Here is a 15,109-nt window from a genome sequence, read left to right on the forward strand (position 1 = left end):
TCAGTTAATCTGTAATTAGTTCTATTTTATTTAGTTAAATATTTCGTTAAATTAGTTAGTCAGAGAGATTAGCAAGTTACTTCTCAGTTAAACTATTAATTCAAGTTATTTAATAAAGTTCTTCTGTTACTCACAGGGTTACAAGTTTTGATTTTGCTTTTGAAAATTGACGTAATTTTGAGTCTAATGCTAATTTAAAGGTAAACTCAGTTTAGTACAGGTTTATCTTTGAGTAACTCACTTTTTTATTTCTCTATCTCTTCAGGGCTTCTTGCCACTGAAACCAGAGCGGGTCTGACAACTCTCTCGTTTAAAGCATATCCTGATTTATAAACTTCAACTATAGTATTGTCAGGAACGTCGGAGGTTTCTACGTGCTGGACAGCCTCATGCCTGTGAGGGTCAAATTCGCCTGCCTTTTCGCATTTTATCCTCTCAAGTCCATACTTTTCCAGGATAGAGAAAAACTGCTTTGAAAGCTGCTCGATTCCACTTACAATTGAACTCATGTCTTCTGCAGTACGTGCAGATTTCAAGGCGCGATCGAAGTTATCTGTTACTTCGACAAAGTCAAGAAGCACCTGTTCAAGCGCAGCTTTTCGGTTCTCTTCCATCTGACGGGCAGTTCTTTTTCTGAAGTTATCAAAATCCGCTGCAAGCCGAAAAAGCTGATCCTTGAGAAGTTCGTTTTCCTCCCTGCATGCAGCTTCCGGACTCTTTTCAGCTCCGGAACTTACAGGTTCATTTTCAGGACTTGCTATTGTTTCATCGGCTTTATCAACCGAAGATCCAGAGTTCTGAGCTTCTGAATTTTCAGCCTGCATCTGGCTCTCTTCTTTTGAATGCATATTTTCTTTTTTACTGGACTTCTTCATCTATCAATCCCCATGAAATTATTTTAAATGTAGCGCTCGTCTTGATCTGTGATTGTTTGTAATTCTATAAATACTTTTCGGAGCTGCGGACAGGATATCTCCCTGAAAAAGCAAAAAAAAGAAAAATCAGTAAAAGTGGTTTTGAAGTTTATAAGATAGTGCTTTGAGCATTATGACGCCTGCAATCATACAGGCCGCAACTGCCGAAATTACCTGTTCCCATCCAAGAACGGAAATTCCTCCATCTAACGCAAACTGAACGCCTCCTACGAGAGAAACAAACACGAAGGAGAGCCCAAAACCTGCCAGTGCTCCTCCTATAATGGAACTCAGGGTGTCAAGGCCCTGCCTCTCATAAAATACCATTCCCCCTATAAAAATCACGGCAAAGATCATGAGTACGAATGCCGGCGGCAGGGGACTTGATTTAGTAGAGAATATATCAAATAACCCTAGCCCCATGTCAACCAGGAATATACCCATAAGAACTGCAATAGCGAGGGTTTTGACAAAAGGATTTTCAAACAAAGACTGAGAATCTGGGTTTTTGCTGTTGATTTTACCAGCCACCATCAAATATTGTTTAAGTATTATCCAAGTATTATAACGCTTACTTTTAAGCTATAAACTATATAAATTATATAAATCTTTACTTACGTAACCGGATTATTTCCTCTCTTGCACTTTTCCTTTATATCCTCTTATTCATTTAGTTGCCTAATTTTCCATAGCCTTAATTTCACCTAGGGAGTACGAAGTCTGTTTCAGCAGAGTTACGGCTCTGCAGTGCGCTACCCTTTTAGCTGCGCTCAAGAGGACTAATATAGGTTTTTAGTAAAGCTTCATTCGCCCAAGCAAACTAACTTTTTAATGGTGATGTTTTTTTCACTTTGCTCAAGAGGACTAATCTTTGTTTTGTTTACTTCCGTTTTTTGTCGCTTTTATTTTTTTCTTGTTTTTTTCTTGTTTTTTTCTTGTTTGTTTCTTATTTGTTTCTTGCTGACTCCTTCGGTCGTTTTTACTTATTGTTTTTTCTCGTCATTTTTGTAGTAAAGGCAACTTGAAGGCGAGAGTGGCCAAAGGGGAGTGAAATAAGAAATGTCATTTTTCAGGAGTATTTTTTCTATGCAGGACAAAAAGTAATATAAAATGACCGGGTTTTTCTTTTCCGATGAAAATCCTTATTGCAGAATTCGCTGTCGGTACGGATATTGAAAAGTCCCTGATCCCGGAAGGGGCAGCTATGCTAAAGACACTTGCGGAAAGTTTTGTCCGCGTGGGGCATGAAGTGTATTATCCTTCTGCAGGCACAGACATATGTGCAGGCACACCATTGAAATCAACGGCTGAAAACTTCAGGCATGTAATTGAAAGAGAGGCAAAGAAGTACGATGCGGGATTGCTTATTGCTCCTGATGGAATGCTTTCGGAACTGAACAGGATCCTTGAAGAGAATACCGTGAACCTGGGGTGCTCTCCAAGTTCTGCAGCCTGCTGTGCAGATAAACTCATGTGTACGAACATCCTGAAAAAAGCCGGGATTAACGCTCCTGAAATTGCGGAAAAGGCCAGAGAAGGTGGAAAGTACGTTATAAAACCAAGATTCGGATGCGGGGCAGAGGCAACATATCTGGTTGCAGAGTTCGAAAAGACAGAGGAATTCATAGCAAGCGAATACATTGAAGGAAAACATCTGAGTGTAAGCCTGATTGCAGGAAAAAAACCTCTTCTACTTACGGTAAATCGCCAGTTTATTGAGTTTGAAGAGAAAAAGGACAGGGAAGGGGAAAATCCGGCGAAAACCGAGGTTTCAGTAATAAAATACAATGGCAGCCTGACTCCTTACCAGACTTCCAGAGTAAATGAACTCTATGAAACTGCAATCTCCACAGTAAAATGTCTGGACTGTTTCGGGTATGTGGGTGTGGACATCGTACTTTCCGATCTTCCGTATGTGGTGGATGTAAATCCAAGGCCTACAGCCTCGTTATTCGGGATTAACAGGGTCATGAAGGAGGAAATAGGCGAACTTCTTCTAATGAATAGATTCGGAGAACTCCCTGATTCGGTACGAATAGAAGGGGAGTATCACTTTTCGAAAGATATGCTTGGCGAGCTTTTCGGGAAGAGCTGAAAATATGGATAGTGTGAACAATTACGGATCTTAGTTATAGACTTTAATTATAGACTTTAATTATAGACTTTATATAGACTTTAATTATAGACTTTAGTCATAGACTTTAATTATAAACTTTAGTTATAGATCTTAGTTATAAACCTGGAAAAAACACGGAACGGAACTAAAAATGCATTCAAAAATTATAGGGCTTGACATTGGAGGGGCGAACACAAAGCTTGCTTCCTCGGACGGAACTCTTGTGGAACTTCACTACCTGCCTCTCTGGAAGAATACCAGGCTTCCGGAAGTCTTAAAAGAAATTGCACAAAGGCTGAAACCTGAAAGAGTTGCTGTTGTGATGACAGGAGAACTCGCGGACTGTTTTGAAGACAAAGAGCAGGGCATTCACTTTATAAAAGATACTGTTGATTCTGCTTTCGGTCCCGAAAAAGTATATTATATAAACAGTCAGGGAAGGTTCCATAGTGAAGATGGCTCCCTGAGGGAGCTTGCTGCCGCAAACTGGGCAGCCTCGGCCAGACTGATAGGGGAGGAGATAGGAGACTGTCTTTTTGTTGATGTTGGCAGTACTACAAGTGATATTATTCCGATCATATCAGGGGAGCACAGGGCAGGGCTTACGGACTTTGAACGCTTGCTCAGGAGCGAACTTGTATACGCGGGCACTCTCAGAACAAATCTTGCTGCACTTCTTGAAAAGGTAAAGCTTGAGAAAGGCATATGCAGGACATCCTCGGAACTTTTTGCAACGACAGCAGATGCTTATCTCATTCTCGGGAAAATCGATGAAGCTGCGTACACATGTGAGACTGCCGACGGAGCAGGCAGGAACAAAACAGATGCCATGCGCAGAATTGCAAGGCTGGTCTGCGCAGACCTTTCAGAGGTAGAGGGAAGGGAAATATACGAGATTGCAGAGCAGGTAAAAGAAAAACAGATCTCTACCCTGGCTGAAGCGATCTTCGAAGTTGCGGAAAGAAATGGACTTAAGAAGATTGCAGCAGCAGGACTTGGAGAGTTCCTTACAAAGGAAGCTGCAGAAAGGCTCGGACTTGAATGCATTTCTGTTTCAGGGCGCTGGGGAGGAGAGATCTCGAAGGTCTTTCCGGCATATGCTGCCGCCCATCTTCTGGAAGCCGAAAAGTCTAAAAATTGAGTCTCTTAATCTTAGTCTCTTAAACTGAGTCTCTTAAACCGAGTCTCTTAAACTGAGTCTCTGATATTTCTGTTTCCCTGAAGAAATTAGTAATATGACTGAAAATCATTAGAATTGAGGAAAAACCTAACGGACGAGAAATCTCAATGAAAGCTGTGAGGGTAGTCATCAAATTAGGAGGGAGTCTGATCAGCGAAGCTCCAGAACTTATTGACAGGCTCGTAAAAGAATTTGGCTCAGGACATTCAGGGACTGCCCCTGATGAGAGGGTTTCCGAAAGAATTCTGTTTTCCATCCTTATAGTACCCGGAGGAGGGATATTTGCAGATGCCGTAAGGAGAGCTGACTTGAGGTTCGGACTTGGAGACGATGCAGCTCACTGGATGGCTGTGCTTGGCATGGAGCAATACGCCTGCTATTTGCGGGACAAAAGCGGTGCAGTAGGTACGGATTCAATAACAGAACTGCCTCCGGGCGTGTCAATTCTTTTTCCTTACAGGCTGTTGAAGGAAGAAGATCCTCTGCCTCACTCATGGGAAGTTACTTCGGACACAATTGCTGCCTGGATCGCGAAGCAGACAGGAGCCCTGTTCATTAAGGCTACAGATGTTGACGGGATATTCAGGGAAGGAGAACTGAGCAGAGAAATTTTTGCCTCCGATTTTCCCGAAAATTTTGAAAGCTGCATTGACCCTTTCCTGCCCGGATTCCTTCAGAAAAACAAAATGCAGTGCGTAATTATAAACGGGAAATTTCCTGAAAGAGTAATTCAGGCGGTGTACGGGAAGCCTGTACCCTGTACGGCGGTAAAGGGGAATATTTAAATTGTATATCGTATATGACTAGGGGAGAGAAGCAAACCGTATCCAAAAAGCATCATTACATTCAGTTCATCAGATTTGTTGATGTTAATAAAGGTGCCGAAAAAAGAGCAGGATACCGAAGCTTAAGTAAGGTGCCTGATTTACCGGTTAATTCATTACAGTTCACTATAAGGAATAATTAAGGAGAAGAAAAATGTCATCACAGAAAATTGAATACTGTACCTCATGCGGAATCCGTCTTGTAGAGAAAGGCTATGTGAAGTTTCCCTGCCCCCAGTGCGGAGCAGAGATTGGGAGATGTATAAGTTGCAGGCAGCAGGGTAACGTATACACCTGCCCGAAGTGCGGATTCAAAGCTCCCTGATTTTGGCCTGAATGCCGAAAGATCAAGAAGAGCATTGTGAAAGCATCTTGAAACTGGTCAACAGTATCATATAGATTATAAGAGGGATTAAAATGGGCGATGTTGCAGCAAAAATTAAAATTATGCCAGAAAGCGTTGAAACCGACCTTGCAGAATTGAAAGAGAAAATAAAAGCCGTAATTCCTGCAGGGGCAGACCTTCACGGAGATGTCGTTGAGGAGCCTATCGCTTTTGGCTTGAAGGCTCTGATTGTAACATTAATCGTTAATGACGAAGAAGGCGGAACTGAACCTGCAGAAGAAGCCTTTGCAAAAGTTTCCGGCGTCGAGAATGTTCAGGTTCTGGAAGCCTATCGCATCTGAGAAGGAAAAAAGAACCGGATAACGTTTCCGGAAAACTTTTTTCATCATTCTCTTTTTCATAAAAGGGCTCGTAGATCAGGGGAAGATCGTTACGTTCGCAACGTAAAGGCCGCGGGTTCAAATCCCGCCGAGTCCATTAATTAAGTAATCAGAGTCGAGTTTCCACGATCGGAAACTCCATTTATCATTCTGAATTCGCTATCCAGAAAATCAATTTTGAGTTTTTGGATTGGTTCTATCAGTACTGAATGAAAAAAACTCTTTTTGAATCTCTTGAAACTTTTTTTAGATATTTTAAATTCTTTCTGATTTTTCTTTTTTCGATGGACATCAGACGGGCTGGTGGTTGCGTCTTCAGCAGGCATAATTTCAGGAGTATTTGATGCTGGTTGCTAAGGCTTAAATTGATATAAGTGATAATCAATATAACTGGGTTACACTGTTAATTTTTTATAGACATTTTAAAAATCTATCAGATTTTTGAAGGAATATATTTCCCTTATGATTCCGATAAAGGCAAAGACACATTGTTTAACTTTCTAAAAATAGCAAAGAATTAAATACAAATAACTCTTTTTAAATATTAGTGTGGTTATCCCACGCTAGAATAACCCCCTCAGATGGCCAGGGAAAGTTGAAGCTCCCCCTGGCCACTCTAATATACAAAACTCTTTTTAAAGAGAGAATTTTTCAGTTGAGCTTTTCTATCTCGTGGCGTTTTAAGCTTATATTTTAATTCTCTTTTATTGCTTTTGCTTTCTTGATGTTTGTTTTTCTGAAAAAACAATATAAACATAGTTAACTATTATAAAAAGTTCCTTAAATTTTTTACCCAGAAAAAAATATTTATAAAACATCAGGTTTAATTATTTATAGATCTTAACTTTTAAAAATCCGGTAACACATCATATGCTTTTTAAATAATGGATACATAACAGACCAGCGCATATTTTTTTTACAACCCCTATATATCGGATTGAAGGGAATAAATAGCGGAAAAATGGGAAAATCCGCAAAAGGCTATTTTTAACCCTGTTTTTAAGTGAAAATTGATTTTTCACTCTGAGATATAGAGACTAAGGCAAAAAGTAAAAAATGGGGGACTGGAAGTTATTAAGAGTAACAGCTTTCCCGGGAAGAAAGAAGAGGCTGGAGAATTAGAACAGGAAAATTCAATGGCGATTCATGAAAAAATAACAGAGCCCCTCCCTTCAGAGAACCCTAATCCTGTTCTCAGGGTAGGAAAGAATGGAAAGGTTCTTTATGCCAATAGAGCAGCCTGCTTTCTTCTTGAGCACTGGGGCATAAAAGAAGGAGAAGAGCTTCCTCAATCACTGGGGCACGGTATAAGAAGGATTCTTTCGCAAAAAAAGCCTGAAAACCTTGAAATCAACATTGGGAGTGCTACATATGCTCTAAAGCTTTATCCTCATTCGAAAGATGGATTCACAGATATCTATGGGTTTGACATAAGCTACAGAGTACGGGCTGAAGAGAAACTTATGTCTCAGCATGAGAGATTGGAAAAACTTGTTGGGCTGAGGACCTTTGAGTACGTAGAAGCAAACGAGAAACTTGCACAGGAAGTAACCGAGAGAAAGAGGATTGAAAAGACCCTTCAGAATAATCTTCAGTTTCTTGAAACACTTCTTGACAACATTCCAAGCTCTGTATTCCAGAGAGACCTTAATGAGATTTATGTGAACTGTAACGAGAGTTTTGCCAGGAAAATTATGGGTCTTCCAAAGGAGATGGTTATAGGGGGATCATTCTCCGAGTTTCAGAAGAGAGTTCCAAAAGAACTGGCTGAGATATATTATAAACATGACAGGGAACTTCTCAATAATGGGGGAAGCCATTACTACGAGACCAGGGTTATCTGCGCTGACGGCGTAAGCAGAGACTTTCTGTTTCATAAGGCCACCTACGAAAATAGTTCCGGAGAAATTGCCGGAATTGTGGGCGTAATGCTGGATATTACTCCTCGCAAAGAAGCTGAAAAATTTTTCAGAAAAAGTGAGGAGAGATATAGGATTGTTGCCGAGCAGACAGGCCAGCTAGTTTATGATTATGAGACTGAATCAAAACAAATTGACTGGGCTGGAGCGATCCCGCAGCTTACAGGCTGCAGTCCTCAAGAGTTCAAGCAGGTAGATATGGAAAGCTGGATAGAACACATCCATCCTGAAGACCGCGATAAGGCACGGAAAGCACATGAAAAGTGTATGAAAAACGGGGGGAGATATCTTGAAGAATACAGGTTTAGAAGGAAAGACGGAAGCTACTTCTATGTAGAAGATAATGGCGTGTGCCTTCAGGATAATCTTAACCAGGTTTACCGGGTTGTCGGAGTAATAAAAGATATTACAGAAAGAAAATTCGCCGGAGAAATTCTCGAGAGAAGCGAGGAAAGATTCCGCATAACAGCAGAACAGACCGGGCAACTCGTTTATGATTATAATGTTGAAAATAATCACAGTTCGTGGGCAGGAGCAATTGAAGAACTTACAGGATATAGTTTTGAAGAGTTCCAGGGCTTCACTCCCGAAGTATGGGCTCAGCACGTTCACCCTGAAGACCGGGAAAAAGCAGTAAAAGCCCATGAAGAGTGCATTAAGAATGGGGGGAAATATTTTGAAGAATACAGATTCAGAAAAAAAGATGGAAGCTACATCTGCGTTGAAGATGGCGGAATTTACCTGAAAGCCGAAAATAGAGGCATATGCAGGGTTCTCGGGGTAATAAAAGATATCACTGATAGGAAACTTGCTCACAATAGACTGGAACAGAGTGAGAAACGCTACCGTTTAATCGCAGAAAAAACTAAAATGCTTTTATATTTCGATAACTATGCGGATGACAAAACTGATTGGGCAGGAGCAATTCCTCAGATTACAGGGTATAGTTATGAGGAGTTCCAGAAAGTCAGAGTTAATGATTGGATGTGCCTGATTCACCCGGAAGACCTCCAGAAGGTAAGGGCTGCTCACGAATATTGTATGCATTATGGGGGTGATTTCTATCAGAACTACAGATTCAGGAGAAAGGATGGAAGTTACTTCTATGTAGAGGATGAGGGAGTTTACCTGAAAGATGAAAAAGGCTGCGTGTATTTGGCAGCCAGAGTGATAAAAGACATCACGGAGAAGAGGTCTGCACAGGAAAAGCTTCTGGAAAGTGAAGAAAGATTCAGGATAGCTGCCGAGCAGACCGGGCAGATAGTATTTGAACATGACCACCGGGAGAAAAATATCAAGTGGGCAGGCGCTATCCAGGATGTCACGGGGTATACAGTAGAAGAATTTAATAAACTCGGCAATTCATGGGCAGATCATATTCATCCCGAAGACAGGAAAAGAGCGCTTGGTGAACTCAGGACATTTCAAGAAAAAGCAAATAACTTCCGTGTTGAGTACAGGTTCAGGAAGAAGGATGGGAGCTATATCCATCTGGAAGATAGCGGAGTCTATCTGAGGAATAAAAACGGAAGCATTCGAAAAGCTTTCGGAGTAATGAAAGATATTACAGGCATAAAACTTGCTTCGGAAAAACTGAAAGAAAGTGAAGCGCGCTACAGGTCCTTTATGAAAAACTTCAGAGGAATTGCTTTCCAGATGGGGCTTGATTTCAACCTGATCCTCATAGACGGCAGTATAGAAGAGACTACGGGGTACAGAAGAGAGGACTTTATTTCCGGAAATGTTAACTGGTACCAGATTGTTCATCCCGAAAGCATGAAAAGTCTTTTTGATAATAGGGATAAATTGATAAAAGATCCATTGCTCTTCATAGAACATGATTACAGAATAGTACACAAAGATGGAACAGTAAAGTGGGTCCGCGAGGTTTTTCAGAATGTTTTCGATGCTACAGGGAAAAATAGAATTTTGCAGGGTGCGGTTTACGATATAAGCAAACAAAAAGAAGCTGAAGAATCTCTTGCAAAAGTGGAAGAAATCCGTAAAAAGGAAATACATCACAGGATTAAAAATAATCTGCAGGTAATCTCAAGCCTTCTTGAACTTCAGGCAGAAAGATTTGACGATACGGAAGTTCTGGAAGCTTTTCGTGAGAGCCAGAACCGTGTTGCTACAATGGCAATAATCCATGAGGAACTTTACAGGTCAAGAGATAATGAAACCATGGACTTCTCAGCTTATCTTCAGAAACTGACGTCGGACCTGTTTCACTCATACACTGTCAGAAAAGGGAATGTCAATATGCAGCTCGATATTGAAGAAATTTTCCTGGGAATGGATACTGCGGTTCCTCTGGGGATAATTATCAATGAGCTTGTATCCAATTCCCTGAAGCATGCATTTCCCTCAGGCAGGAGAGGAGAAATTCGTATCAAACTTTGCAGGATAGAAGAAAATGCCGAGAATAAAAGTATAAGTAATAGCACTAATAATATTGGTGCTAAGAGTTCAGTTGACAAAAATATCCAGTACACACTGGTAGTTTCGGACAATGGGTTGGGTTTTCCGGAAAACGTTGATTTCAGGAACACAAACTCTCTGGGCCTGCAACTTGTAAATATACTTGTCGAGCAGCTGGAGGGTACGGTTGAACTTGAAAGCGGTTCAGGGACTAAATTCAAAATCTGGTTTAAGGAGCCCTGCCAGTCATCTGAAAATGTATCCAGTATCAAAGGGGAGATACAATGAAAAAGGCAAAAATTCTGGTCGTTGAAGACCAGAACATCGTCGCTCTAAACATCAGAAACAAGCTCAAGAACCTGGGTTATACTGTACCTGGCACTGCATCCACAGGAGAGGAAGCAATTAGAAAAGCGGAGCTGACGAATGCGGATCTTGTTTTGATGGACATCATGTTGAAAGGGGATATGGATGGAATTGAAGCTGCCCGTGAAATAAAAACCCGCCTTAAAATTCCTGTACTATATCTGACCGCTTATACTGACGATGAAACCCTTGAAAGGGCTAAAATGACAGAACCGGCAGGATATATTTCCAAACCTTTTAAAGAAGAAGACCTGCACAGCAATATTGAGATGGCGCTACATAAACACAGAGCCGAAAAAAAAGAAATTGAGAGCTCCAGTAGTGATGAATAAGACTCTTCAAATGCTTTAACGGAATCTGTATCCGATTAAAACAGATACATTTTCCAAACTTGAATTTAAGAGATATTCTAAAAGAGATCTTATAAAATAACGATTCTAAAAGATGTATATCACTCATGTTTTAACTGAATTTTTCCTTTTTATAGTTCCGGGACATAAGAATTTTTCACGGAGATTTGTTCAGGGAATTAGTCGTGTCCAGGAGAAGTAGTCGTTTCCTGGAAAAATAGTCGTGTCCAGGAAGTACAATTGTATGCATCATTGAAATTGAGAAAAAAGACTGAATCTGAGGTCATTCGTGATAGAGTTAATTCTAAACTCATCGAAAAGTGATAGCAACCGGAAGTGAACCAGGATGAGTCTCAGGTAATTTAAAGCTAAGAAAAACGGGGTGGAAAAATGGACAAAGCAAAAATTCTGGTCGTTGACGATCAGAACATCGTGGCCCTAAACATTAGAAACAGGTTAAAAAGCCTGGGGTATGATGTTCCCACTACTGCTATTTCTGGGGAAGAGGCAATAAGAAAAGTAGAGCTTACAAACCCTGATCTTGTTTTGATGGACATCATGTTGAAGGGAGATATGGACGGGATTGAAGCAGCCCGGATCATCAAATCTCGCTTTTCAATACCTGTTATTTACCTTACTGCTTATACTGATATTGAAACCCTGGAAAGGGCAAAACTAACAGAGCCTGCAGGGTATATTTCTAAACCCTTCAACGAAGAGGACCTTTACAATGAGATAGAAGTGGCTATCCATAAAAACAGGTCAAAAAGAGTAGATGAAGGAAAATAAGAAGTCCATTTAACTTTGCAGAAAACGGGTAGAGGAGAGGGGAACGTTAGCTATATGTTATGAGCAAAAACCTCACAATGCGGGCTCTGAGAAATGTTTTTCCTGCTCTATAAACCACTTTTCAATTTGCAATATTTAAAATTTTCCCGCCAGATAAACTGGCGACGTCTGCAAGAAATTAAAAAACAAAATGAAGTTTGAACAAGAGCGCCTCTGAAAGAAACAGAAAAGGCTTGAAAAAACGTAAAAGACTTGAAAAACAGAAAGGGCTTGAAAAAAAAATATTTTTTAGATATTATCTGATTCTATCGTTTGCACCCTTACAGATTTTTTCGCAGCTTTAATTTGCTTTTCTTCTGTCAACTTTTCATCTCTTTGCTTCTTTTTAGAAGACCGAACTGATCTCCGGGAAAAATGCAGTATTATATGATTAATGATGTTGCTTTTTTGAACTTGGTTCTATTTTGACACCCTTCTGCCTGACTAATTTTTAAATAAATTCTAAAGTTTTAAATAACATTGCCAAAACTAAAGCCTGCCTTGACCAGCCGATTTAATGAGGCTCGAATAAGACTTTCTAGCGCCTGGAGTTCAGAATAGTAGCTATATTGAAAAAAAGCCAGAGACCCCCAAAGAACCAGAATATGGGACCTGCAGTATTTATAAGAAACTCGCCTTTGACTGGATTATTCGGGTACATATCGATATATAGTGAGCCTGCGGTCATCGACAGGAAACTTGCAATAGTTATTAAAAGTAAAGCTGTTCGTACTCTGGAAGCCTTTGGATCTGAGCGGGGAAAACCATTGGGAAAACGATTCATAGAATAGATTAGGAGAAGAGAAAATAAATAATTTTTTAAATTAGTCCATTTTGGAGAAAGTTCTCTATCATTATAGAAAATATATATAAGTATTGTTTAAATCGTGACTCAATAAAGAGAAGGGCGTTAACTGCATTATAAAAGTTGTGATTGTGGATTGAACCTGTGGATTGAACTGGAGGTTGGATTATAAACTCCATTAGAAGTATAACGCCCAGAATATTAAAAGTAAGATATCTTATATAAAGCATTCCACTTTTATATTTTTTTCAATGTATATAATTAAACTATATGTGAGTTGCGTGTCAACAGTATTAAATATAGTTAAGAGAATCAAAGCGGTATTTAACGCTAAAAGTCTCTATTAAAAAATTTGAGAATATGTTTAGAGCTTAAGAACTTTTGCAGTTTTCAAAGCCTCGATAACCATAGTTTCAACTTCGAGTTTTTTCTCTTCAAGAACTATAAGATCATAGTTTGCCTTGACTTCTGGACGCTCCGGGACTGCAGTGCAGCCTCCTGCTGACCTTGTAGAGATATCATAAGTTCCAATTCTACGGGCAATATCCGCGATCTCACTTTTATCAAAGGCGATTAAAGGGTGATAAATCGGAATAGCAAGCTGGTATATCTCGGCATGCATATTGGCCGCAGTCTGGGAGGCTACCTGTCCGAGGGACGAGCCAGTAATAATTCCGCTTGCACCTTCTTTTTTCATGATCTCATAGGCTTCCCTGTACATCATGCGTTTGCAGAGAAGGCAGGTGTTTTTTCGGTCACATATTTCTATAAAAGATCTGAGATTAGGGCCGTGAGGGATCTCATAAGTCGTGAATTGATGCCCTGGTGCCCATGCCTGGAGCTGTCGGATGCAGTCAAAAGCACGTTCTTTTGCCGCGTTTTCTGCATAAGGAGAGTTGTTGCAGTAAATAGGGGTGATCATTACACCACGCTTCATCATCAGCCATGCAGCAACAGGGGAATCGAGGCCTCCTGACATGAGCACCACCATATTACCCTGGGTGCCAAGAGGAAGCCCTCCCACTCCTTTAACTGTTTCCAGATAAACATAAGCCATATTCTGCCGCATTTCTACAAAAATTTCTTTATCAGGAGAACTTAGATCAACCCTGGGATTTTTTCCTGCTTTTTCAAGCGCGTTCCAGACAGCATCTCCGCAGGTTCTCCCTACATCCGCTGATGAGAAAGAATGGTTCCCGCTTCTTCTGGCCCGGATAGCAAAAGACTCTCCTTCTTGAATAAGATCTGTTCCAATAAGGGCACAGGTCCCGGCTGCACTCTCAAGGTCCGATCCTGTTATTAATGCAGAGGATGTTGAGACAACCCCAAAAACATCTGCTGCCGCTCCAGCTGCACGTGGATCTGTTGTCTCAATAAATATCCTGCCCCATTCTCTTCGCATCAAAGAGTATGGAACGCCTCTTGAGTCCAGCATTGCGGCAATGTTCTTCATAAGTATTTTCTCATACCAGTTCCGAACTCCCGGACTTTTGAGGGCAAGCTCCCCATATCGGACTATAATAACGTTTGCCTGTTTCTCGGAACCCTTGTTATCCATACTGTTTGTAGAATCGTCATGCATGTTCTTATTATCTCTTTTTATCCCTTTATCAATAGAATTTCAGGTCCGTTTCGACCTTGTCAGAATTGCCTGTCATATATGCTAATGGTTAGATATACTAACGGTTAGTGACAAATGGTTTAAAGCTTTCAGAAAAAAAATTTTTTCCTGGAATAACTGGAAACAGGGTATGATGTGGCAATATACGGGGGACCGGTAGAAAACTTTAAATACACCGTTGTTTTGAGAATTGTGGGAATTACTGTATGTATATGAAAGAATATTAAAAAACATGAAAAATTGTCCTGGTAGTCTATCATTGTTAATCAGTACAAAAAATATACCGACGGTAATATTATTTTTGGAAAATCTATATAAGTCAGGACCTGTATAGTATTGTATGCTATTGTGTACTACGCACAATATCGAAGACATTGGGTAAGACTGGGTAAATATTGCCCACCTATCGAAACGACGCAAGTAATAAAAGACAACCACGCCAGGGGTGGAGTACCAATGGATACTCTGAAAAAGCTTGCAGGAAAATCGATAGTAACAGCAATTGCTGCTTATAGCCTTCTGCTGATACTGTTTCCTGTTGGCTGGATCGTTTTGCTCGGGACCGCTATCGGAAAGCCGAGCCCAGAAAAAGGATCTGTCGAAGCGAGAATCCTTGGGGCAGACCTCGAAGTCTGAACCCCCTAGAGAAAAGGCATGGGTGTCAGAAACCAACAAGGAAGCCCGCCAGGGGTTTCTGGCCAACATTCTTGCCGCCCAGCACCGGTGTCGAAACAAACAAGGGAGCCCGCAAGGCTTCTGGCCAACATTCGCACCACCCTCTTGCAATCTGAGAACTGGTTCGCGGGTGTCGGAAACAAACAAGGAAACAGCAGTTTCAGGAAAGCAATCCGGCTACCTGCCATATCAAGAGGCGGATCTGGAAGGGACCGGAGGAAAAAGAGGAAACGGTCGTTTCTGGCAACATTCAGGCAACCCACTTTTTTTATTGCAACTTTTATTTTGTTCTGTTTTTTATTAGTTTTATTGTTTTTCAGGTGTATTTTATTCTTTTTTATACATTATTCTTTTTTATACACCT

Annotated in this window: 13 protein-coding genes and 1 tRNA gene; 11 read left to right on the forward strand and 3 right to left on the reverse strand. The window is 40.6% G+C overall.

Going from position 1 to position 15,109, the window contains the following annotated elements:
• Positions 1-245: 245 nt before the first annotated feature.
• Together grpE and FXV91_RS17240 are read right to left on the reverse strand one after the other, a co-directional pair.
• Positions 246-875: a nucleotide exchange factor GrpE gene (gene grpE / locus FXV91_RS17235; RefSeq protein WP_229391916.1), complete on the reverse strand. Its 630-nt coding sequence runs from the start codon at positions 873-875 to the stop codon at positions 246-248.
• A 126-nt stretch (positions 876-1,001) separates the two neighbouring features.
• Positions 1,002-1,448 (reverse strand): heat-shock protein, encoded by a 447-nt coding sequence (locus FXV91_RS17240; RefSeq protein ID WP_229391917.1) that lies wholly within the window; start codon positions 1,446-1,448, stop codon positions 1,002-1,004.
• Positions 1,449-2,046: 598 nt separating this feature from the next.
• On the opposite strand from FXV91_RS17240, the gene FXV91_RS17245 reads away from it, so the two are divergent.
• The 9 genes from FXV91_RS17245 (at position 2,047) to FXV91_RS17285 (ending at position 11,605) form a co-directional block, all read left to right on the forward strand.
• Positions 2,047-3,009: an ATP-grasp domain-containing protein gene (locus tag FXV91_RS17245; protein WP_229391918.1), complete on the forward strand. Its 963-nt coding sequence runs from the start codon at positions 2,047-2,049 to the stop codon at positions 3,007-3,009.
• 172 nt (positions 3,010-3,181) lie between these two features.
• Positions 3,182-4,171, forward strand: coding sequence for a hydantoinase/oxoprolinase family protein (locus FXV91_RS17250; protein ID WP_229391919.1), 990 nt, complete (start codon positions 3,182-3,184; stop codon positions 4,169-4,171).
• A 146-nt stretch (positions 4,172-4,317) separates the two neighbouring features.
• Positions 4,318-4,995, forward strand: a complete 678-nt coding sequence (locus FXV91_RS17255) for an amino acid kinase (RefSeq protein WP_229391920.1) — start codon at positions 4,318-4,320, stop codon at positions 4,993-4,995.
• A 193-nt stretch (positions 4,996-5,188) separates the two neighbouring features.
• A complete protein-coding gene (locus FXV91_RS17260; RefSeq protein ID WP_048171521.1) occupies positions 5,189-5,359 on the forward strand; it encodes a zinc finger domain-containing protein in 171 nt (56 codons plus the stop codon).
• Between the two features lie 92 nt (positions 5,360-5,451).
• On the forward strand, positions 5,452-5,721 hold the full coding sequence (locus FXV91_RS17265; protein ID WP_229391921.1) for an elongation factor 1-beta: 270 nt from the start codon (positions 5,452-5,454) through the stop codon (positions 5,719-5,721).
• A 64-nt stretch (positions 5,722-5,785) separates the two neighbouring features.
• Positions 5,786-5,857, forward strand: a tRNA-Ala gene (locus tag FXV91_RS17270).
• 1,039 nt (positions 5,858-6,896) lie between these two features.
• Positions 6,897-10,388, forward strand: coding sequence for a PAS domain-containing protein (locus tag FXV91_RS17275; protein WP_229391922.1), 3,492 nt, complete (start codon positions 6,897-6,899; stop codon positions 10,386-10,388).
• Positions 10,385-10,798, forward strand: a complete 414-nt coding sequence (locus FXV91_RS17280; RefSeq protein ID WP_229391923.1) for a response regulator — start codon at positions 10,385-10,387, stop codon at positions 10,796-10,798. The genes FXV91_RS17275 and FXV91_RS17280 overlap by 4 nt, the downstream gene beginning before the upstream one ends.
• A gap of 408 nt (positions 10,799-11,206) precedes the next feature.
• Positions 11,207-11,605 (forward strand): response regulator, encoded by a 399-nt coding sequence (locus FXV91_RS17285; RefSeq protein ID WP_229391924.1) that lies wholly within the window; start codon positions 11,207-11,209, stop codon positions 11,603-11,605.
• Positions 11,606-12,813: 1,208 nt separating this feature from the next.
• On the opposite strand, the gene thiI is transcribed toward FXV91_RS17285, so the two are convergent.
• Complete coding sequence (gene thiI, locus FXV91_RS17290; RefSeq protein WP_229391925.1) at positions 12,814-14,031, reverse strand: tRNA uracil 4-sulfurtransferase ThiI; 1,218 nt, start codon at positions 14,029-14,031, stop codon at positions 12,814-12,816.
• A 495-nt stretch (positions 14,032-14,526) separates the two neighbouring features.
• On the opposite strand from thiI, the gene FXV91_RS17295 reads away from it, so the two are divergent.
• Both FXV91_RS17295 and FXV91_RS17300 read left to right on the forward strand, forming a co-directional pair.
• Complete coding sequence (locus FXV91_RS17295) at positions 14,527-14,706, forward strand: hypothetical protein (protein ID WP_229391926.1); 180 nt, start codon at positions 14,527-14,529, stop codon at positions 14,704-14,706.
• Positions 14,707-14,728: 22 nt separating this feature from the next.
• Positions 14,729-15,049 (forward strand): hypothetical protein, encoded by a 321-nt coding sequence (locus tag FXV91_RS17300; RefSeq protein ID WP_229391930.1) that lies wholly within the window; start codon positions 14,729-14,731, stop codon positions 15,047-15,049.
• The last annotated feature ends 60 nt before the right edge of the window (positions 15,050-15,109 follow it).

This window comes from Methanosarcina sp. DH2, from assembly GCF_020804225.1.
Classification (GTDB): Archaea; Halobacteriota; Methanosarcinia; order Methanosarcinales; family Methanosarcinaceae; genus Methanosarcina.